Source organism: Candidatus Nanosynsacchari sp. TM7_ANC_38.39_G1_1 (assembly GCF_004138385.1).
This window is the reverse complement of sequence record NZ_PQNZ01000007.1, coordinates 1-21,813: the sequence shown is the minus strand read 5'-3', so window position 1 is coordinate 21,813 and position 21,813 is coordinate 1. Positions and strand designations below refer to the sequence as shown.

Here is a 21,813-nt window from a genome sequence, read left to right as displayed (position 1 = left end):
ATTATATAGCCTATGTTTTCAGCGCCTCAGTTGCCCGCTGCGCTGTCGGTAGATTAGCATCCACTCTTCTATTTTCTGACAATCTCCAAGACGTAGCTCAGTGCCGTCACAAAGTCTTGTAGTACTCTCTTACCATCTCTGCCATTAGCACTTGCCGCTGCCGCAAGAATTCATCATAATCATCGACCTCGGCTTGCAATAATATTTTTGGGATAGCGTTGTCTTCAAAGTTGTTTATCATCTCGGCTTCGTTAACGATATCACTATGGTGATTATTCCCTCCGGATAGTATATCGCCTAAATATTCGCGCGGCGCTAAATCACTAACTGAGATATTTATATCATTACGAAGATGCACAAAATTAGCAATCCGATTATATTTTGATTTATCATACCCGTGTTTAACTAAATAATTCTTCGGAAAAATATGATGAATATCGTCGGTTGCTAAATCGCGCGCAATGTTGTTCTTTGATAAAAAACTCTGCTTCAACAGTTTATTCTGCGCCGCGATAAACATGTGCCAAAACGGATTATTGGTCGTCGGCTTATCGAATTCGTCCACCAGAGTTGAATTCCAAAAAACATCTGATAATTCTTGCTCTTCAAGCGTTGCAATAAATTTTGCCATATCACCAGCAGATTGGATTCGTTTGATATCTTGTTCAAATTGCGTTTCAAAACTGCCAGAATGCCGACCCGTCATCAGCGAAATTGCTAACAACCGCCGCACCAGCGAATTGGCGTCAGCATGGTTTTCGCCGATGTCTAACAGCCGCAAATACATCGCGTACGCATAATTAACCGCATTGCGCGCAATCAGCATATTTGGTTCATCATAGCCGCTACCGCGCAAAATATTCTGTACAAATTGTTTGAATTTGTTTTCATTGGTAAATTGGTGTAAGCCTTTTTCTAGTTTTTGAAATGACAGGTCAGCGATCTCTTTTTCGTCCTGCCGCGTTTCAAAATTACGCCCCGAAAGTAGCGACACCACATCGCCAAGCTTGCCTCGGGCAAACTGTGTCAATCCAACAACTCGGATAATGTCATTGTATGTTGGATCATACAAATCGTCTGTCTCATTTTTGAGCCAAGCAATCTTTGCAAAATAATCTGTTTTAGCGAATTCAGTATCATTCTGCGCTATGTCTTTGAATTGATCCGGAGCAGCCGATAGATGCGCAAAATAATCAATAAATTTGCGCAACCTCATACCCATTTCATCGCCCGGATCCTTTTCGTACACAGCAATCTTGCTCATGGCAAAATCGGCATTACTGAGATTGACGCCGCTGGCATTAATCCGCACAAATATTTCATTGACTATATTTATATCCAGCGACGGACTAAGCTGAATTTCGCCAATTTGTTTATTTTTGATCTGGATAAGGCGATTCAGTCGCGAGTTAATCTCTTGGCGGGTTGTTCCTGGGTTTCTGGCAACATATTCGTCGACAAACGTCAGCGTATCATAACCGTTGACCATCACCTCGGCAATATCACTAATCCATTCCTTGCCTCGTTCAGTCGAGCTAGTACGTGTGCGAAACTCCTCGGTTAGAGGATTAAACGATATGGCAATCCGGCGCTTCTTGTATTTCTTATCAAAAACATTCAGACCGCTGATTGCCGCTCTCAATGCCGCAATCCGCTGCTGGCCGTCAATCAAAATTCGCTTGCCCTGCGAAGTTGAGCCGTCTTTGAGTTTTACGTCTGGATTTTGCCAAGTAATGATATAGCCGACTGGATAGCCTTGATATAGCGAATCCATCAAATCTCGCACCTGAGTGCTCGTCCATACAAACGGCCGCTGAATCTCTGGAATGGCAATAGCACCGCTTTCCACCCAAGCCAAAATCGTACTAATCGGCGTTTGATTAAGAGAGAATTTTGTATCTTCCATGACTATCTAATTATATCGCACAAGCAAAATGTTTACGAATACCTTCATTGTCTATCAGCTTTTCAACGCCATCGTCACCCGTTGCGCCGTCGGCAGATTAGTATCAACATTTTCCAGAGCCTTAGTGGCGTCAGCCAAGGTATAGCCTAGCGCCATCAGCGCTTCTAAAGCTTCGTCAGAAGTATTCAATTCAGTTTGGACCGGGGTGTCCGCTCGACCGTAATGCGCTGGCAAGCCAACCTTATCGCTCAGATCAACCACCACCCGCTCGGCAGTTTTTTTGCCAATACCAGCAGCTTTTTGCACAAAAGCACTGTCAGCGTTGGCAATGGCGTTGCGTACCTGTTCCGCATCGCCCAGGCTGAGAATCGCTAGCGCCACCTTCGGACCGACGCCCTGAACAGTAATCAGCATTTCAAACAGCTTTTTTGCAGCCAAACTAGAAAAACCAAACAACTCTTCCGCCTGCTCGCGCACATGGTGGTAGGTATAAAACTTGACGTCTTGATTCAGCGCCACCGCCTCAAAATCACCAGCCGACACGCTAACTTCGTAACCGACGCCGTGAACGTCAATCACGACGCTGCCCGCGCCAAACTTTTCAGCGATCACACCAGAAAGATGAGCTATCATAATCAGCTATGGCGACGTAGCGTTACCGCCAGGATTATTACTATTATTGCCGCCATTATTGCTACCGCCAGAATCGCCTGAGCTGCCGCCACTATTATCGTTTCCGCCAGCAGCCGCACAATTGCTAGTATCTTTACTGTAGTTCACGCCGTCGATTTTACTTTTATCGACCATAACCACTGAGCCTGTCTTGAGATCACAGGCTGCAACTTTAGCATTTGTGCTTTTACAGTTAGCAGTGTCTTTCGAGTATTTTGTCGAGTTAAAGCTAGCTTCGTCAATAGTTTCAACCTTGCCGGTAGAGAGGTTGCAAACGGTAATCGTCGGCGCCTTACAATTAGCAGTATCTTTTGAATATTTCGTCGAGTCAAACTTATCCTCATCGATAGTTTCGACCTTGCCGGTAGAGAGGTTACAAACAGATACTTTAGTTGGCTCGGAATTACACGATTCAGTCGGTAAAGCACCGCTCATAAAGTATTCATTATAAGTATTAGCGCCAGCTTTCGCCGCCAAGCCGCCCTTGTCCTTACAGACAGCGCGCTGAACGATACCGCTCGGCAGAGTGAATTTAACATCTGGCTTGCCTGACAATAGCGACGTCATCGTACTCTTCCAAATCGGCCCAGCCATGTCGCTACCACCGCTAATCATAGCAGAGTTATCATTATTGCCAACCCAAACACCAACAACGTATTGCGGATTATAGCCAATCGTCCAAGCATCGCGGTTGTCGTTGGTGGTACCAGTTTTAACAGCAACAGTATGATTACCGTTAACCGTAATTGACGAACCAAAGATGCGTGCGCGAGTTGTCCTGTCGCTAAGAATATCTGAGATTAGGTAAGCCCCCTGAGCGCTAATAACTTGCTTAGGCTTGCCCTCGTGTTTGTAGATTGTTTTAGCGTATTTATCGTCAATCTGAGTAATTTTAGTAATATCATATTGCTTGCCGCCATTAGCGAAAGCAGTATAAGCATGCACCATATCCTGCAAAGATGCCTCGGCTGAACCAAGCGCCAACGATAAGCCGTGATCGCCCTTCTTAATAGAGGAAATGCCCATACTGTTAGCAGCTGTTACTGAACGAGAAATGCCGTATTTCTGCATAACCTCAACGCTCGGGATATTAAGCGACCAGTTAAGCGCTTGGCGCACCGTAGCACTACCGCCACGGCTAGCTTCATTTTTATCAGCATCGCGCGGCACATAGCCGCCGCCGAAATCCTTAACTTTATCTTGCAAAATAGTCGCTGGCGTAATCACGCCGTCTGCCAATGCTGCTGCGTAATAAATCGGCTTGAAGCTAGAACCTGGCTGGCGCCTAGTCGTTACCATGTTAACCTTGCCCCATTTTTCATTATTATAATCGGCACTGCCAACCAAAGCTCGAACTTCACCAGTCGTTGGATCAACGACAACTCCGCTGGCATTAGAGCCGCCCATTCGGTTAATATGCCTCATTTGCTTGTTAATGTTGTCTTTGAGGGTATTCTGCATATCAATATCTAGCGTCGTTGTGACTTGATAACCAGAACGCATAACTTTTTCGTAACCATCTTTTTCGTAGCCGCCTTTTTTAGAGCTATATTTATCGCTGAGCTCAGCCACCACCATTTCAGCAAAATGCGGCGCCACGCTATCATTCTGCGTTGACGGCGGTGCATAGGCCAATTGTTGGGCTAAAGCCTCTGTTTTTTGCGCTTCGGTGACGTAGCCCTCTTTTACCATTCGACTGAGCACTGTTTTTTGCCGTTCTTTAGCATATTCAGCACTACCACTAATCGGCGAGTAGCTGCTCGGTGCCGGCAATACGCCAACCAGCATAGCGCTTTCTGCCAGAGTTAGTTCTTTCGGTGTTTTATTGAAATAAGTCTTAGCCGCATCCTCTATACCAAAAGCGTTTTCACCAAAATAAACCGAATTTAGATACATGTCGAGAATCTCGTCTTTGGAATAGTTTTGCTCGACAGCAATCGACATGAAGAACTCTTGATATTTACGCATCAAACTATGCTCGTCGCTTAGCAAGGTATTCTTGACCAATTGCTGAGTGATGGTCGAGCCGCCGCCATGCCGCGTCACTGCCGCCCTAGCAATGCTAAAAAGATTAAATCCGCCATGTTTATAAAAATCCTTGTCCTCGCTCGCCAACAAAGCATTCTTCATATGATCAGATATCTGGTCGAGTTTCACGATATTGCGTTTCTCAGCCCGACCAATACTATAAAAAGTCTTACCATTTCTGTCTTTTAGAACGATTCCGGTATTATTACGGTTCATCAAACGTTCAACGTCGCGGATATCATTAGCCAGCATGATGTATGTTACCACTGGTATGATAATCATAATTGCTAGAATAGGACCGCCAACAACGGCAACCTTCTGCTTGAGCGACAATCCTTGCCACCAAGCGACTAGTTTACCGAACTTACCCGTCGGCTGGCGATGAACCTTACGAACTGGAGATTTCTTACGACCTATGTTAGCGTAGCGCGATAAACGCGGCGGTTGCTTTTGTATCTGCATCACCTACCATTATATCACCTTACGCTTCAATACGACTCATAAACGCATGCGTTAAAGCTGCCGCCAATGCATCAGCGCAATCATCAGGCTTCGGCACCTCTTGCAACCCTAGCTGAATACGCACCATTTCTTGAATTTGCGGCTTTTTGGCGGCACCATAACCAGTGATTGATTTTTTGATTTCATTCGGCGTATATTCGTGAATTGGCAATTTCGCTTGGCGGCCTGTCAATATTGCTACGCCGCGCGCCTCGGCGACACTGATTGCTGTCGTAATATTCTTAGTAAAAAACAACTTCTCAACCGACATAGCATCTGGCCGTGTCTCTTTAATAATATCGGTTAATCCTGAGTAGATCTCTTCAAGGCGATCTGGCAATGGCGTGTGTGCTGGCGTAGTGATCACTCCAGCCGTAACCAGCCTCATTCTACCGCCGTTGACATCAATTACGCCAAATCCGAGAATACCTGTACCAGGGTCAATTCCGATAATTCGCATGCTGGTATGGATCACTTCCTGCCAAATCGAATAGCTTTTCTCAAGCCGCGCTTAATTTCAACGCGCCATTCCCAGACACCATAACCAACACCCGCCAAGGCCAGTCCGCCAATTGTCCACCACACTGCTGGATTAGTTTGCTGGACTGTTACTGGCTGCACTGGATAAGCCGCTAATGTATTACTAGCTTTCTTGATTTTGCGGCAGCGTCCAGTTGAAGGATTGCGCTCCCAGCCTGCTTTACACGGTTTGGGTAGATCGTCAACAGAAGCAATCTTCTTGCAGCGGCCAGTTTCTGGGTTACGGAATTGGCCCTCTTTACACGGCTTCAGAACCGCTGCAGCCGCCTTGGCAATTGAACGACAACGTCCGGTCTCCTCGCTGCGATATTGGCCTTCTTTGCAAGGTTTCAAGACAACGGTTTTTTTCTTGTTCTGAACAATATTGCGGCAGCGGCCAGTCTCTTCGCTGCGATATTGGTCATCGCGGCATGGTTTCAATATTTTTATTTTTGGTTTAGCCGACAACGCTTTCAGGCTACCCTTGCCATAATTAAGTTTAGGCGTAAAATCATTGCCCTCGCTACCTGGACTCGGCGTCGCCCAGCGCCAAGTCGCAGTTTTAGCATCATACGCCCAAGATCGCCCTTTGTTGCTAGCACTATCAGCTTTCTCATACGGTATCACGCCGTTCTTATAGGTAGTTAACCCGTTGGCATCTTGCAACCACACTGTTCCGGATGTCTTGTCAAGATGCAGCGTCTTCCCCGATATAAGAAAGATTTTGCCTGGCAGAACTGCGCCTGATAGCTTCGAAAGGCTATCAGTAGAATCTGACACCTCTTGGTTGCCGCTGCACAAGCGGTAGAGTGATAAGTCTATTGGGCTTTGACCAACATTTTTAACCTTGATGTAGCTATAGCAGGCAAGGTTCGGGTCGGCCGTAGCACAATCTGCTGGATTCGGTAAAATTTCTAGAATCTGTAAAGTTGGCGTCGACGGCAAACGGTACAAATCACTTGATATCATATTGCCAGTCGCTCGTTTACGAAAATCAGTTTTAAAGACACCAGTTCGATAAGACTTACTCCAGCCTTTACGCTCCCAAATATCATTTTGATACTTGCCTAGATCGGTGTTGTTAATTCGAACCGCCTCAACCAGCTGGCCAGCTTGATAAACATTTATTTCTTTGTCATACAAAGCATCGCTATTCGGAGCCGGACAGCCCGCTAAAAGCAATGCATCATCCGCATGCGACAAGTTCGGGTTGTACAGCGTTAAATAACTCTTTGGCCGCAGATAATCTCGCAATTTAGCATTACAAACAAAATCAGCTTCCGCTGTTGCGTAACGTAGTTCTAGCGACATCTGCCCTAGATCGAAAAATTCATCACTAGTATTGTAAAGTTCTATCGCCGTATAGCCGTATTTTGGATCAGTTTTAAACGCCGAGACTACAACATCATTTTTTGCTAACAACGGTGACGGCAATGTTGTCGTTTTATCTACAGTTTCGCTGGCATTAGTAGAGTTTGACGGGACCGACGGCGGGATTTCAGCAGGCTTGGCAGCGGTTTTGTTTTCAGCAGTCTGCCGCGGGAGTGTCTTCCCATCGTTCGCAGCTGGCAGTGAATTAGAGTTTTCTTTATTAATTAGCGGCTCGTTAGACTTACCGAGTTTTTCCTCTTGTTTAGTGGTTGGTAAATTCTCGCTATTGTTTTCGTTCGCAATGCTTAGCGTGTTATCTGGCGAAACAGCCGCCGTCGATACAGCATCTGCCGCTGCCAACCCTGAAAATACTGGCTGAAGAGTTATAGTTGCTATCAAAATGACGAGTTTTAGACATCGCATCAGGCCTCCTAGCAATTATAAATACCATGTATACTTATAATCTACATGAAGGTAAGCTTAAAAGTCAACTAATCGTTAATATCAACAGTAATATCGGCATTCGTATAAACGTTTACCACATCATCAAGATCGTCGAGCGCGTCAATAATTTTTATTACTTTGCGAGCGGTTTCAGCATCGCTGATAGGCACGTCATTTTTGGCAATGTACTGCAACTCGGCTTCCTCGATGGTCATACCTGCATCGAGCAACGCTTTGCGAACGCTCGCTAAATCTTTCATGCCAGTATAGACAATTAGTTTACCATCAGCCTCAACAGCATCTTCGGCGCCTGCGTCAAGTACTTGCAACAATGCTTCTTCGCCGCTTGCCGCCACCCGAATAACCCCTTTGCGGTCAAATTGAAACATCACGCTGCCAGCATCAGCCATTGAACCGCCGTTTTTAGTTAAAGCCAATTTCACCTCTGGCAAAGTTCGATTGCGGTTATCGGTGGCTGTTTCAATGATAATCCCTACGCCGCCAGGGCCATAACCTTCGTAAGTAATTTCTTCTAGCGCCGCTGAATTTTTGTCGGCAACCCGGTCGATCGCCCGCTGAATATTGGCAGCCGGCATATTTGCCGCCTTAGCTTTTTCGATAGCCATTGCTAGGCTAGAGTTCATTGTAGGGTCAGTGCCAGCCCGCGCTGCGATAGCGATCTGGTTGCCAATTTTAGTGAAAATCGCACCGCGTTTAGCATCAACAACAGCTTTTTGACGATGTGTTGTCGCCCATTTACTATGTCCTGACATGACTACTCCTCGTTAGTTTATTGATAAATGCTTACTTATATAATAGCAAATGAGCCCTGTTATGTCACTATCGAAGCGTCGCGCAGTCGATAGCCGCTACGCCATTTCATGAACCACACTGCCGCAATTGTCAAACCGTACCATAGCACCGCTATCCACCACGGTATTTGCAGCTCAACTGCAGCCCAAGATTGCTCGGCGCACCAATTCACTACCGCAATCATCGCGTCGAGCATTATCTGCGCTGGCCAGCCAATGATGTGCGCTATCGTTGGAACGATCAATCCGCTAACGCCACCTATTGATGTTAGCAACATCGCCAACGGTATAAACGGACCAACCAGGATATTCGCCAACAACGAAACCACGCTCAACTGCCCAAAGGCTGCCATGATAATCGGCGCAGTTACCAGCTGTGCCGCTAATGTTTCTAGCAGAATTTGAATGATAGCTGGGACTTTATCAGTCGAGAAGAAATAAGCCGTCAACACTGGCGCCACAATAATTACGCCAGCAAACGCCGCAAAACTTAGCATCCAACCCATGTCGCCCCAAGCATAACTCGGATTGCACAATACCGTTATTGCCGATACTAGCCCCAGCAAAACAACTGGATGAAACTTTCGGCCGACATACCATGCTAACAAACTTAGCCCAGTAACAAGCCCGGCACGCACCATACTTGGACTAGCGCCAGTCATGGCAATAAAACCCAGCACCAAGCTGCAGCTAACCAGCATCGCTAAATATTTTGATATTTTTGCGAATAGCCGCCGCGCCAAACGTACCAGAATTGTTAAATTGTAACCGCTCGCTACAATGATATGCGTCAGACCAGCAACCTTCAAAGCCTCTAGCAAATCCTCTGGCAGCATGCTTTTCTTGCCTAATAAAAAGCCAATCCCTAAGCTAGCTCCTGGATCATCAACCGCTTTATGTACGCCATCAGCAAAAGTATCGCGCAGCTCTAGCGCTGGATCGCCGCCAGCTGTTCGCTTGATATTGTCAAGCTTCGCTTTTGCTAATACTGCCGCGAAATTGCCAAAACCTGGCTTCAATACACCGCGCAAAGCAAGTTCATCACCGCGTTTAATTGCTGGATTACCGCGCAGCGACAACCAAATTTGGCCAGGCAAAGACGTCTCGCCCATTTTGATATAAGTTATTTGCAGTCTAGTACTACCAGCTACGTTATCTGCGTCATCCCGCACTATTCCAGTTAATCGCACCGACTGACCATACAACGGTTTATATAACTGTAACTGCGCTTGATCGCTAGAGCCGCGAGCCAGTCCGATCAACAGCCCTGCGCCTAGCGTTAAAATTAACAAAATCCGCCGCCGCTGCCAAAAAACTAAACTAATCAGCGGAATGGACGCAATAATTAGCCACCAGCTAGCCCCACTCCACCATTGCGCCAATACCACACCGCTAACTAGCCCGTAGCATAAAGCGGCAATATGCCACATTGGATGAAGCCGCTCGCCCAACCATCTCATATTTCGATAGTAGCATAGCTTGACACGACTCGCCGCAAACTGTATAGTAAGATTTACTCGGGCCCATAGCTCAGTTGGTTAGAGCACCTGCCTTTTAAGCAGGGTGTCGTGAGTTCAAGCCTCACTGGGCCCTCCATTTCAAGAATAAGAAGACCTTTTCAGTGTGAAGGTCTTTTATTTTTTAACCGTCTTTATTCTTTGCTCTTCTTTTTTGACTCGTTGCGCCGCACATGAGTTTGCAATACATCAATTATCGACAGCACCAGGCACACCGTCACGATAATGGCATAAGACGCATTAATACGGCTGACGATTTGCTTGCCGAACTCATCAACCACTAGCGCATTTTCTAGCGGCTCAAACATTAATACCACAGCTAACACTGCAAATATCACTGACCCGCCAATTCGCTGAAATTTGTTACTAGCCGCCGGCCCGCTGAATAATAATATCAGTGAAGGTGCTAGAGTTAATATCACCGCTACTACATCTACTAACGGCGGACGGATAATGACAATGCCGAGATTAGCAACGTATGGCGTTGCCTCGCTACTCCATAAATCAGCCAAGATTGAACCAGCTGCTAGCGCTAGCGTCAATACGCCGAATCGCCGGCGCGTCATATATGCCAACAAAAACAACACACCAAAGACTATTGCTAGAACGATAGTAAAAGTCATGCTTTTATTTTATCATGTCGTCTATGTACGATGGCAAGTTAAAAGCCTGTGTCTCACGAGAAAATACCGCGTTTTTTAGAGGCTTCGAATTGCTCTAACAGTTCACGCTGCTTTTTAGACAGTTTAGTCGGTGTATCGACAATAATGCTAACGATATGGGCGCCGCGCCGTTCGCTGCGCGGGTATGGCACGCCATGGCCAGACAATTTAAAATCAGTACCCGACTGCGTACCGGCCGGTACCTTCATGGTAATTATGCCGTCGACTGTCTCAACGTCAATTTCAGTACCGAGTGCCGCATCAACCATACCGATATGTTCTTGGCTAAGAATCAAATCGCCCTCGCGGGTAAACTTCTTATGCGCTTTAACGCGAATATTGATGTATAAATCACCACGGTCGCCGTCGGCAATCGCTTCACCGCGCTCGCGCAAACGAATTGTCGAACCGTCATCAATACCTGCTGGAATTTTGACAGTGATTTTCTGCTCGCGCCGCTGCACGCCAGAGCCGTGGCAAACTGTGCATTCTTTCTCGGGTATTTTACCGCGGCCTTTACAGGTTTCGCAAACTACCGCTTGTTGGATCGGGCCAAACATAGTGTTCATTGTGCGGACACGCTGGCCAGCCCCTTGGCAATCTGGACAAGTTTTCATCTCGAAACCCGGCTCGACGGTCGTACCGTGACAATGCTCACACTCGTCATTAATCATTAACGCAATCTCGACATCTTTACCAAACACCGCTTCTTCGAAAGTCAAAGTAACACGCGTTTCAACGTCGCGCCCACGCGGCCGGCTATTGCGGCGCGATTGCCCAGACGGCCCGCCAAAAAACTGACTGAAAATATCGCCCAAGCCTTCGCCAAAATCGAAATTAATATTTTGACCTTGGCCGAAACCGCCAAAACCTTCAAAAGGATTACCGCTGTAACCAGCACCGCCGCCAGAACCGCCTACGCCAGCATGACCGAACTGGTCGTAACGTTGGCGTTTTTGCTTGTCTTTGAGAACTTCGTAAGCTTCGTTAATCTCTTTGAATTTCTCTTCGCTGCCGCCTTCTTTGTCGGGGTGATACTTGACAGCCAGCTTACGAAAAGCTTTCTTGACTTCGTCTTCAGAGGCGTTTTTGCTGATACCTAGTACTTCATAATAGTCGCGCTTTGCCATATTGCTATAGTATAGCGCGTTAGCACTCGAAGTGCAAGAGTGCTAAAATTACTAACTTATTTGACGTCAGTAGCCGATGGACTCTTATTATTTTTGTTCGGATTACGCGCCGCTAGCACGCGCAAATCGTCAACTACATCAAATTCATCGAGGATTTTACGGCCAAGCAACGCCTCTAGCGCATCCTCGAGCGTTAGAATACCCGCTGTCTCGCGATAATCATTAACAACAATAAACATATGATGCCGCGTCTTGATAAAGGCCGACAAAGCGCGCTCCAGCTTCTGGTTTTGGTTGATAAAGTAAATCTTCTTGTCCATCGCCGTTTCAACGCGGCTAGTTTTCTTACCGTTATCAAGCGTCAGTAAGCTACGAATATGCAGAATACCAACAATATGGTCAATATCACCGTCAGTCACCGGGAAGCGGCTATGACCAGTCTTATGCAGTTCATCAAGCAGCAACGGCCCAATCACATCTTCCTTAGCTACTGTATTCATTACGCCGCGCGGCGTCATTACCTCTTCGACGGTTTTTTCATGAAAATGCAGGGCATTATTGATTAATTTTTTCTCTTCAAGCGACAATATTCCCGATGATTCGCGTATCAAATGCTCAAGTTCTTCCCGCGAGCTAAGAATATTCGGCTCATTCTGCACGTTAACACTGCGCAAAACTTGCCCCAAGCGCGGATGCCGCTCGACGAAAGTCAGCAATCTTGGCTCTATCCGCCGATAATATCCATCAACCATCTGAACCAACCAGTCAAAATGAGCAATTCTACTATATGCTAAAGACGTCATCACGCTAATAGCTACGCCGATAAAAAAACCAAACGCCGATACTGCCGATAATACCGCCAGAACCAGTAGTAGAGCTTCGGTTGCCTTACGCAGCGATACAATATCATCAAGCAGTAGTATTCGCCGTAATTCGTCAGCCGCTGCGGTGTCGCCCTTACGACGGCGGCGTTCTAACTCGTACATTGATAGCTTTGTTCGGCGCGGCGAAATTGACGTCACCGCTATCAACGCTAAAGTAATCATCACAAACAAAATCGCTAAGAATAACCGCATACATATATTGTACCGCAAGCCCGCTTGATTGGCGAGCTCATAAGCAGTATAATAGCCTCTAGTAATAAGCGGAGGAAATATGACCAAAAAGGCATGGATTATTTTTGTGGCGATGTGCGTAGGATTGATCGGCAGCTTGATTTTTTTACAGCAGCGCAATCAAATTGATGTTTCAAGTGTCGATACTACGAAGGCGCAGCCAGCATCAAGCGAAAGCGGCAATATTAGCGAGCATGTTTATGGTAACGCCAACAGCAAAGTGCTATTAGTTGAATATGCCGATTTTCAATGTCCAGGCTGCAATTCATCTTACCCAGTCACCAAAAAAGTCATTGAAAAGTACAAAGACAAGATCGGGTTTATCTTCCGCAACTATCCGCTAACTAGCGCGCACCCGAACGCGCTGGCCGCGGCGGCTGCTGCCGAATCAGCTGGACTGCAAGGTAAGTACTGGGAAATGCACAACTCGCTTTTCGAAAATCGAGCTAGCTGGGTAGAGTTATCTGGGTCAACTCGTACCGAAAACTTTGTGAAGTTAGCTTCCGACATCAAGGGCTTGAATATAGAAAAATTCAAGGCTGATCTCGAAAATCCAAATATCCGTAAAAAAATTGATTACGACATGGCGCTCGGCAAAAAGGACAGCGTTGGCGGCACGCCAGCTATGTACATTAACGGCAAAGATGTCGGCAGCCAAAAAGTCCTTAACGGTAAGCTAGTTAGCGGCACAAACACCGATACTAATGCTAGTTATGTCTGGGCTAATGCTGATAATTTTGAAAAGTTTGTTATCCAGCCGGCAATGAAATCTGCTGGAATTAATTACTAGCTATCATTTACGCTGTATTTGGCATACTTTTAGATGACATCTATTGATCTATTTCGTTAAATTAGCATCGATCAATAATATAGCAATAAGCAATTAAAAGCGCTTTTAAAAAATAATTATTTTTTCTTGTTGTATGCAGGAAGAATGACTGTAAAAGTTGAACCAACATTCTGTTCGCTATCGACGTTAATTCGTCCGCCATGCGCCTTAATAATCCGCTCGGCAATTGACAAGCCTAAGCCGTATCCAGCAGTAGTACGCGACTCTTCGGCCCTATAAAATCGCGTAAAAATCTGCGACTTTACTTCGTCGCTCATGCCAATACCAGCGTCCGCTACAGCAACGCTGACGTGCTTACCCTTTTTGCTGCTAGAAATAATAATGGTACCGCCTTTGTTACTATATTTAATAGCATTGTCTAGCAAAATCGTGAAAAGCTGTTCTAAACTTTGTCGATCGCCAAGCAGCAAAAAATTTTTAGTTTTATCATCGATAGCGATATCTTTTGCCAGCGCCTGATTTACTACTAGGTTCATCGCCCGAGTAATCACTGGCTGCAGACCAACTTTGTCTTTCTGAATCTTGGGCTTATCTTCTTTGAGCAATCCTAACATTGAGTTAGTTAATTTTTGTAAACGCTTAACATCATCGACATTATCAGCAATGACCTGCTTAGCCTGCTTAAGAGTCAACTTCGGATTCATCGACGCTACCTCATTAGCTGCCAGTAGTGCGGTCAACGGCGTGCGTAGTTCGTGGCTAGCATCGCTGACAAAACGCGATTGCGCCGCCATGTTATCCTCGATTGGCTGCAGCGTATGCTGAGCTAGCAGATAGCTGATTAGTCCACCTATCAAAAACACCGTCAAATTTGCCAGCAGCAAGTTTAGGCGAATCGCCGCCATCGCTTCATCTTCACGCGTATCAAGATAGCTATGAATTGAAATAACCGTACCTGGCTCGGCGGAACGAATCGTAGAAGTTGCTTGCTGATCATTTGGCGGCCGGCGATGAAATTCTTGGCTTGATAGTCCATAAATTATCAAACTAAAGGCGACCGACATAGACATGATGATCGCCAAATAGGTCCCCGCTAAGCGAACAACGGCACGTTGACCAACATTTTTCATGCTTTTCTAATCTCGTCCTTAACGATGTACCCAAACCCTCGTACCGTTTGGATAATCGGATCAGTGCCTGGAAAAGGCTTATCAATTTTGTTGCGTAAATAGTTAATAAAAACTTCAACATTATTCGGCAAAATATCGGCATCAAAGTCCCAAACGTGCGTCATGATGTTTTGCTTACTAAGAATTTGGTTCTTGTTGCGCAGCAAATATTCAAGAATGGCAAATTCTTTGTTAGATAGTTTGATATATTTACCAGCCCGTTTAGCAGTGTGATTAGCGACATCAAGTTCAAGATCACGCACTGTCAAAATGTTATCAAGTACATCCTGCGGCCGCCTCAGCAATGCCCGAACGCGAGCGCCGAGAACCTCGAAGCTAAACGGCTTCGGCAAATAGTCGTCGGCACCGCTATCCAAGCCTTCCACAATATCTTTATTCTGATCTTTGGCTGTCAACATCAAGATTGGCGTTTTATTACCGTCAGCACGCAGCTTTTTGGCGACTTCAAAACCATTCATAATCGGCATCATCACGTCGAGAATGATGAGATCGTAATCATCAGCCCGCGCTGCATTGTAGCCATCCTCGCCATCATGCTCAATATCAACCGCGTAGCCGTCCATTTCGAGTCCTTGCTTGATCGACTTGGCAATTCGTTTCTCGTCGTCAACAACCAAAATCTTCATAATTTTATTATAACCTTTCTTTTGTTTAATGGTTTAGTAATTTAAGGACATTTCTGGCCACAAGTAGTGAGTCGTCTGCTTGCCGCGGCGGCTCATCGAAATCCACCAATCGCCAGCGGTCGTTTTAATTTTGATTAAACCTTTGTTTTTGAGGCGACTCAGCTGTGTCATCAATTTCGGACGGCTCATTTGCAAGCTTTCGGTTAGCCCTGTCAGGTCTTCCTCGCCACTCTCGCTAATCTGCTGCAAAACAAGCGCTTCATCAGTTGTCAAATTCAAATTTTTGGTCATATTCACTCCTTTGTTTAGGTTTGTAATGACAGTATGCGCGGTTGAGCTTAAAGTATTCTTAAGCAGCCACCGCAAGATCATAAACTGTATATTGCGTACCGCCGTAATCAACTTTGCTACCAACGCTTTTCACCCATAATAAGATTTCAGAGTTACCACCTGGTCCACTCATACCGCTGGGGCCGCCAGATTTCCCTTGTCTGCTATTTACTACGTAATAGCGAACTTTACCTTGTTTAACAAGCTGTTTGAATTGCGATAGCGTCAACGTCGAGTCACTACCATTGAAGCCGCCGATGGCCATAACTGGCTGACCGCTTGATAATTGAATCGGCGCCGATTCGTTAGCGCTATTAACTGCCGCCAGCCATATCGTGCCATGACGGTTTTCTAGCAAAAACGAGGCGAGTGTCGATTCAGCTCGCGCCAACTCATTATTTGTATTGCTCATCGCTGAAGCGCCTGGACCAGCCGTTGGAATACTGCCGCTATGCGCTGTAGCTACCGTGCTAACGCTAAAGACAATCGGTGCCGCCATACCAGCAGTAATCGCTAAGCCAAGAATAATTTGTTTAAGCCGTTTCGTCTGTGATAACGGCAGCAGCGTCAAAATAGTTGCTACACCACCGGCAATCATCACTAGCCACATCAGCCAAGGCCAATAGTTGCTATAGCCGAGCATAATAATGCTAAGAATTGTCGTTAGCGCAATACTCAGCAGCAGTATCCAGGCTACTTTGGTGCGGCGCGTGTAAGCTTGCCATATATATGGCGCCCCGATACCGACCAGCGCTGCTACCGCCAGCGCCATAGCTACAACGTAATACGGATGAATAATGCCGCTGGTCATGCTGAAAATTACTATATGCATCAGCAGCCAACCCAGCCACAATAATACACCGATGCGCTCCTTATTATGTCGCGGTGCTCGGCGTAACAGCCAGATTACTAACCCAGCGCTAATCAAGGCTACCGGAATTAGCCAAGCAATGTTCGGCCCAAAGCTCTCATTAAATATACGCAGCACGCCAGTCTCGCCGCCAAAGCCAACACCGCCGGGACCGTTGCCATGACCACCCGCACCAAAACTGCCGCCCATCATACCAATCGGCGGCATCATTGCTTGCGCTGATGGCGAAGCGGTTTGACTAGCAGTCTGCGCACCCATTTGCATCATACCGCCTATCCGGCCTCCAGGACCACCACCATTACCCAACAGTCTCCCAAAACCGTTATAACCGAATATCAAACTCCATATGCTATTGTTGCTCGTGCTACCAACCCAAGGTCGATTTACCGCTGGCGTCAGCTACACCAAAACGCTTCACCAAAGCGTCGATACGATTGTCACTATGCCAGCTACGCTGAGATGCCACATTCTGGTAGTGAATTTTGAGCGTGCAAAGCTAATGTAAATGATTGTCATTATCGGCAACAAAAGCAAGCCTTGTAACATTTTAGTATTAAAAGCAAGCCCGGTAAATAGTCCAGCTATACTCAACCATAGCACTGGCCGTTTGCCTTCAAATGATCGCAAGAATGCGTAAGCGCTAGCCGTCAAAAAGAGCGTCAAAAAGCTATCCGGATTATTAAAACGAAACATCAGTGCTGCCGCCGGCGTCATCGCCATTACGATTCCAGCAATCAATCCGGCACGAGCACCATACCAACGTCTGACCACCAGATAAACTAGCGCCACCGTCACGATTCCCGCTAGTGCATGCGGTAACAGCATACTCCAAGATGAGAAGCCAAACAATCTGCCAAACAACCCCATAATCATCATACTAATCGGCGGCTTATCAACGCTAACAAAATTGGCAGCATCCAGACTGCCAAATAGCCATGCCGTCCAGTTAATACTTGCCGCTTGCGCAGCTGCCGCATAATAACTATTAGCCATGCCATTAATGGTCAAATGCTACAGATAAAATATCGCCGTGAAAAGCAGCAAACCGCCGAATGCTGCCATCTCGCCGAAACTCGACTGACCATATTCTTGGCGCACTCGCGACAAACCCTTAATATCCTCTGTTGCTGTTTTAACAACATCAACCCGAGAATCAGTATCTTCAATCCATTCTACTGGTCCCTCGTGGATTTTATAGCCGTTATACTCAGCTTTGACTAGCAACTCAGTATCGAAAAACCAAGCCGTGTCCTTAATGTACGGCAGCAGCTTTTGCGCTACATCGCGACGTAGCGCTTTGAAACCGCACTGCGCATCAACAAATTTAGTCTTCATGGTAGTGCGAATAATTCGATTGTAGCAGCGTGAGATAAACTCGCGCTTGAAGCCGCGCGTCGTTCGCGATTGTTTCATCAGCCACGAACCGGTCGCTAGTCCAGCATCGCCAGTAATCAGTGGCGCAATCATCGGTTCAAAACTGTCAAGATTCGTCGACAAATCAATATCCATATAGGCTAGAATGTCCGCCTTGCTACTCATCCAAGCCTGTTTAAGAGCCCGGCCGCGGCCTTTTTCTGGCAATTGCAGCAAGCGTATCTCTGGATATCTCTCGGCTAGCCGGCGAGCAATTGCCGCTGTACCGTCGGTGCTACCATTATCGGCAATAACGATACACCATCTATACGGCAGATTGCTAGCAAGATATTTATACAGTTTGGTAACCGACCGCTCAAGCACATGAGCTTCGCTAAGAACTGGCAATACGATATCAACCGTCAATATCCGCGGATTAAGCGGTCGCAAAATTTGGTCGTCGACTGCCGGAGCCGCCAACGCCAAGGGTTGAGTAATTGTAGCTGCTTTCATGAGCGCTACTGTATAGGCGTGTCATGAAAAGTTGCTTAAAGTTTTAATCGTTATAATCAAACGTATTGTTGCGGCCGGGCGCCAGCAAATCCACCGGGCCGTAAACCCTGACGGAAACCGGGCCGTACATGTAGCGGCAGCGCATAGACTCCGTGAAACCGCGATGACTACACGTCTCGTCTATCTGGCTTTTTACATTAACTACGAGTTTGTCGCCGTCGCGGCGCAATTTTACTTCCGGTGTTTTAGAATATTGCGTGTCGTGATATTTTACTTCCAATCGAGTCTTTTCGGCATAGCCGCCGTATTCCATCGCAACATATTCACCGTTGCCATCAACTACTATACTTTTAGCGCCGGCAGCAACTTCTGAGGCATCAATAGTTTTAACTTTTAAAGTTCTCTCATAATCGTAAGTCAGATTCGAATAAGTATTAGCGCTGAAAATCGCCACGCCCGACAAACAAACCGCGCCAGCCATCAATAGACCCAGCATTGCCATAATCGCCGGACGTTTCAGCTTCCAAGTGAAGACGCTCCAGGTAGCCAGCAACGTCAAGGTGAACAAAACTGCGCCGCCCAAAACCAAGCAGCATAGCAATCCCCACGCCCAGCTTTGCGCGGTAAATCCGTTCAACGCTGCCACTGCGCCAAAGCCAAACACGCCGCCGACCAGCAGCGCCACCAGCAGTCCAAACGCTATCAGCGCCAGTATAATTCCCAGCAAAAAGCGGAAAATCTTGGCAGCGGTGCTTGCTGTCTGCTTTTCAGTGCTATCGTCAACTGACAAGCGTTTGAGCGCGTCCAGTGTTACCGGCTCGCCGCGCATCCGCAGCTTGTCCGAAGCCGTCCGCGCTTCAGGAATCGACAACCACATCACGATGTAAATCAGTACCGCCGTGCCAAACGTTATAAACGGCGAAAAGATAGCGATCAAGCGTATCCACAACGGATTAACGCCAAAATAAGCTGCTACGCCAGCACACACGCCGCCGATCAAACCATGTTCAGTATCGCGCATTAGCTGCTTAGACGAATTGCCCAATACCTCGTCATCTACGTCAACATCTGTCTCCGCATTGTCGCTACCGTCCGAAAAATCGCGCGGCTCGCCCATCTGTTTCTGAATTGCCAGAACATCATCGTTGCCAATCACGCCGTCCTTTGCCACGCCGCGCTCCGCCAAAAGCTCTACCATTCGCGCTTCAATTTCTTGCATGGCTTCCGGCTCGGCATGCATGTTTTTCTGAATTAAATTAAGATATTTCTCCAATGATTTTTTGGCATCAATCTCCGCGCTAAACGGCGTTTTCGCCAAATGGATTCTGGTTATTTCTTTCATCGCTTTGCTCCTTTCTCGAGATTTTTCAGCGAATTATTTAACAGTTTTATCCGATCTTTCAATTCATCCACCAATTGCTTGCCATTGTCAGTCAGCGAATAATATTTGCGCGGCGGACCTTGCTCGCTTTCCTGCCATTCGTGCTTGAGATAGCCGTATTTTTGCAGGCGGCTGAGCAGCGGATAAATTGTCCCCTCAACCACCATCAGCTCCGACTCGCTCAATTGCTTCACAATGTCGCCGGTATATTGCGGTTGTTTAGCACAAACTAGCAGCACACAGTAGACCAAAAATCCTTTGCGCAGCTGAATCGCCAAGCTTTCAGCGTAAGCACTAACGTCCATGTTTTCTCTCCTCTGGCACGGTCGATTTCTCAACCCGCCCGTCTTTAATTATAACCTGATAATCGCATTTTTTCGCTAGGTCGGCATCGTGTGTCACTACAATCAATGTTACACCCTTTTGCTTATTATATCCAAATAGCAATTCTTCCACCTTGGCGCCAGTTTCGCTGTCCAAGTTGCCGGTCGGCTCGTCGGCAAAGATGATTTGCGGATCGCCGACAATCGCCCGGGCAATCGCCAAGCGCTGCTTCTGCCCGCCCGATAGGTCCTTAGCGCGGTTTTTGCGCTTGTCGTACAAATCCACTGCTTTAAGCGCTGCATTAATTTTATGTGCTCGTTTTTTCCGCGGCAGCCGCGCAATTTCCAGCGGCAAACTGACATTATCAACCACACTTTCATTGCCTTGGACAAAAAAGCTCTGAAAGATAAAGCCGATTTTCTTGGCGCGAAACTCATCGACACGCTTTGGCTTCAGCTGCAAAATATCTTGCCCATCGATAATCACTTGACCCTTCTGTGGCTTATCCAACCCCGAGATAGCGTGCATTAGTGTCGATTTTCCTGAGCCAGATTTTCCTAAGATGGCTACGCTTGCTCCTGTCGGAATTGTTAAGCTGACATTTTTCAGCGCCATAAATTGATTCTTCTTTTTGCCATAAATCTTCGTCACATTTTTTAGTTCAATCATGATATTTCTCCTATTCCGTCCTTAATGCCTCAATTGGGTCTAGCTTTGTTGCTTTGCGGCTCGGTAGCCAGCCGGAAATAACCGCCATCGCCACCAGACCAATCACCAGCAAACCAATGTGCAGCGGATTAATCACCAGCAAGTTCGTCCCCGTGCTTAACTTCAGCGCACTGGCAATCACTGGATTCAGCAGCGTCACCAAGCTCGCCAAGCCCACGCCAATCAAGCCGCCCAGCAAACCAACCCACGCCGCTTCGTAGCGGAATAATTTACCGATATCGCGGCCGCTCATTCCCAGCGCCTTCATCAGCCCGATTTGGCTGGTTCGCTCCAGCACCGAAATATACATAGTGTTAATAATCCCGAATACACTGGCCAGCAGCGCCAAGCCACCAAATCCTGCCAGCGCCGCTTGCGCCGCGTTGACCATGGTGAGCAGCGTTTTGCGTACATCCTGAATTGAGTAGGCGCTGTAATCTTTGCTAATTTCGTCCTTCACCGCATCGATATTTTTCTCATCATCAACCGACACCAGTGCCGTCGAATATTCGTTCGGCTGGCTTTTGTCGTGGCTAAATTCGTAAATTTCTTTAGCGTCAGCAGTCGAAATCCTCAGTGTTGGCTGATAATACAAAATCGTATCCGACTCTTTGTCAACCGCAGTAATTTTCAGCGACATCTCCTTAGCAACCTCGCCGCTCTGCTCCGCACTACGCAAACCCAACGTAATCGTCTGTCCAATCGCCGACTGCGCGTCCTTGAAGCCCAGTTGCTTAACATAATCATTCGGGATGATAATTTCGCCCGGCTTTGGCATGAAATTGTTCAGCTTACCCGCCGCCAATTCTGCCCGCGTTTTATCAGCCTTTACTGCTACTTCCAAGGCAAATTTCTTATCATTGCCCGAACTCTGAACATACGCCACGCCGGCAGTTGAATACGCCGGAGTAACCGTTTGTACATGCGAAATTTTTCGAAGTTTAGTAATATCAGCATCGCTCATTGAATACTTGCTACGACGCGCTACCTTTTGTTTATCCAGCTGTTCTTCGCCAGTCTCTTCCGACGTATTGTACTCTGGCAGTTCTT

21 protein-coding genes and 1 tRNA gene are annotated in these 21,813 nt (G+C 46.8%); 2 read left to right on the top strand and 20 right to left on the bottom strand.

The window, feature by feature from the left end; translation table 11 throughout:
- Nucleotides 1–106: 106 nt before the first annotated feature.
- From G1ANC_RS01025 to G1ANC_RS00995, 7 genes are all read right to left on the bottom strand, one after another.
- On the bottom strand, nt 107–1,906 hold the full coding sequence (locus G1ANC_RS01025; RefSeq protein WP_129693182.1) for a DUF262 domain-containing protein: 1,800 nt from the start codon (nt 1,904–1,906) through the stop codon (nt 107–109).
- Nucleotides 1,907–1,960: 54 nt separating this feature from the next.
- Nucleotides 1,961–2,539, bottom strand: coding sequence for a Holliday junction branch migration protein RuvA (gene ruvA, locus G1ANC_RS01020; RefSeq protein ID WP_129693181.1), 579 nt, complete (start codon nt 2,537–2,539; stop codon nt 1,961–1,963).
- 6 nt (nt 2,540–2,545) lie between these two features.
- The gene (locus G1ANC_RS01015) at nt 2,546–5,068 is read right to left on the bottom strand and encodes a transglycosylase domain-containing protein (protein ID WP_129693180.1); all 2,523 of its coding nucleotides are present in this window, start codon (nt 5,066–5,068) and stop codon (nt 2,546–2,548) included.
- Between the two features lie 19 nt (nt 5,069–5,087).
- Nucleotides 5,088–5,567: a crossover junction endodeoxyribonuclease RuvC gene (gene ruvC / locus G1ANC_RS01010; RefSeq protein WP_129693179.1), complete on the bottom strand. Its 480-nt coding sequence runs from the start codon at nt 5,565–5,567 to the stop codon at nt 5,088–5,090.
- Nucleotides 5,568–5,578: 11 nt separating this feature from the next.
- Entirely contained in the window at nt 5,579–7,420 is a 1,842-nt protein-coding gene (locus G1ANC_RS01005; RefSeq protein WP_129693178.1) for a hypothetical protein, read from the bottom strand.
- Between the two features lie 68 nt (nt 7,421–7,488).
- Nucleotides 7,489–8,214 carry a YebC/PmpR family DNA-binding transcriptional regulator gene (locus G1ANC_RS01000; protein ID WP_129693177.1) on the bottom strand — a complete coding sequence of 242 codons (726 nt, stop codon included), beginning with the start codon at nt 8,212–8,214 and terminating at the stop codon, nt 7,489–7,491.
- A 59-nt stretch (nt 8,215–8,273) separates the two neighbouring features.
- Nucleotides 8,274–9,713, bottom strand: a complete 1,440-nt coding sequence (locus G1ANC_RS00995) for a ComEC/Rec2 family competence protein (RefSeq protein ID WP_129693176.1) — start codon at nt 9,711–9,713, stop codon at nt 8,274–8,276.
- A gap of 59 nt (nt 9,714–9,772) precedes the next feature.
- On the opposite strand from G1ANC_RS00995, the gene G1ANC_RS00990 reads away from it, so the two are divergent.
- Nucleotides 9,773–9,849 (top strand) — tRNA-Lys (locus G1ANC_RS00990).
- Nucleotides 9,850–9,904: 55 nt separating this feature from the next.
- Here the strand turns inward: G1ANC_RS00990 and G1ANC_RS00985 are convergent.
- From G1ANC_RS00985 to G1ANC_RS00975, 3 genes are read right to left on the bottom strand one after another with little or no spacing between them, the layout of a single operon-like run.
- The gene (locus tag G1ANC_RS00985; RefSeq protein ID WP_129693175.1) at nt 9,905–10,393 is read right to left on the bottom strand and encodes a hypothetical protein; all 489 of its coding nucleotides are present in this window, start codon (nt 10,391–10,393) and stop codon (nt 9,905–9,907) included.
- Nucleotides 10,394–10,446: 53 nt separating this feature from the next.
- Nucleotides 10,447–11,562, bottom strand: a complete 1,116-nt coding sequence (gene dnaJ, locus G1ANC_RS00980; protein WP_129693174.1) for a molecular chaperone DnaJ — start codon at nt 11,560–11,562, stop codon at nt 10,447–10,449.
- A 56-nt stretch (nt 11,563–11,618) separates the two neighbouring features.
- Nucleotides 11,619–12,638: a CBS domain-containing protein gene (locus G1ANC_RS00975; protein WP_129693173.1), complete on the bottom strand. Its 1,020-nt coding sequence runs from the start codon at nt 12,636–12,638 to the stop codon at nt 11,619–11,621.
- 79 nt (nt 12,639–12,717) lie between these two features.
- Here G1ANC_RS00975 and G1ANC_RS00970 point away from each other — a divergent pair, with 79 nt between their 5' ends.
- Nucleotides 12,718–13,467 carry a thioredoxin domain-containing protein gene (locus G1ANC_RS00970; protein ID WP_129693172.1) on the top strand — a complete coding sequence of 250 codons (750 nt, stop codon included), beginning with the start codon at nt 12,718–12,720 and terminating at the stop codon, nt 13,465–13,467.
- Nucleotides 13,468–13,583: 116 nt separating this feature from the next.
- Here G1ANC_RS00970 and G1ANC_RS00965 read toward each other — a convergent pair whose 3' ends face one another.
- The 10 genes from G1ANC_RS00965 to G1ANC_RS00920 all read right to left on the bottom strand — a co-directional run.
- On the bottom strand, nt 13,584–14,597 hold the full coding sequence (locus tag G1ANC_RS00965; RefSeq protein WP_129693171.1) for a cell wall metabolism sensor histidine kinase WalK: 1,014 nt from the start codon (nt 14,595–14,597) through the stop codon (nt 13,584–13,586).
- Nucleotides 14,594–15,283, bottom strand: a complete 690-nt coding sequence (locus G1ANC_RS00960) for a response regulator transcription factor (protein WP_129693170.1) — start codon at nt 15,281–15,283, stop codon at nt 14,594–14,596. Before G1ANC_RS00960 ends, G1ANC_RS00965 begins: the two co-directional genes overlap by 4 nt.
- A 33-nt stretch (nt 15,284–15,316) precedes the next feature.
- On the bottom strand, nt 15,317–15,574 hold the full coding sequence (locus tag G1ANC_RS00955) for an ArsR family transcriptional regulator (protein WP_164997952.1): 258 nt from the start codon (nt 15,572–15,574) through the stop codon (nt 15,317–15,319).
- A 58-nt stretch (nt 15,575–15,632) separates the two neighbouring features.
- Nucleotides 15,633–16,751: a hypothetical protein gene (locus G1ANC_RS00950; protein ID WP_129693168.1), complete on the bottom strand. Its 1,119-nt coding sequence runs from the start codon at nt 16,749–16,751 to the stop codon at nt 15,633–15,635.
- 147 nt (nt 16,752–16,898) lie between these two features.
- Entirely contained in the window at nt 16,899–17,477 is a 579-nt protein-coding gene (locus G1ANC_RS00945; RefSeq protein WP_129693167.1) for a glycosyltransferase family 39 protein, read from the bottom strand.
- A gap of 18 nt (nt 17,478–17,495) precedes the next feature.
- Entirely contained in the window at nt 17,496–18,350 is an 855-nt protein-coding gene (locus G1ANC_RS00940; protein WP_129693166.1) for a dolichyl-phosphate beta-glucosyltransferase, read from the bottom strand.
- Nucleotides 18,351–18,393: 43 nt separating this feature from the next.
- Entirely contained in the window at nt 18,394–19,692 is a 1,299-nt protein-coding gene (locus tag G1ANC_RS00935) for a PspC domain-containing protein (protein ID WP_129693165.1), read from the bottom strand.
- Entirely contained in the window at nt 19,689–20,036 is a 348-nt protein-coding gene (locus G1ANC_RS00930) for a PadR family transcriptional regulator (protein ID WP_129693164.1), read from the bottom strand. The genes G1ANC_RS00935 and G1ANC_RS00930 overlap by 4 nt, the downstream gene beginning before the upstream one ends.
- Nucleotides 20,026–20,724 (bottom strand): ABC transporter ATP-binding protein, encoded by a 699-nt coding sequence (locus G1ANC_RS00925; RefSeq protein WP_129693163.1) that lies wholly within the window; start codon nt 20,722–20,724, stop codon nt 20,026–20,028. The genes G1ANC_RS00930 and G1ANC_RS00925 overlap by 11 nt, the downstream gene beginning before the upstream one ends.
- A gap of 10 nt (nt 20,725–20,734) precedes the next feature.
- Nucleotides 20,735–21,813 (bottom strand): ABC transporter permease (locus G1ANC_RS00920; RefSeq protein ID WP_164997951.1); only part of this gene is annotated, 1,079 nt, incomplete at its 5' end.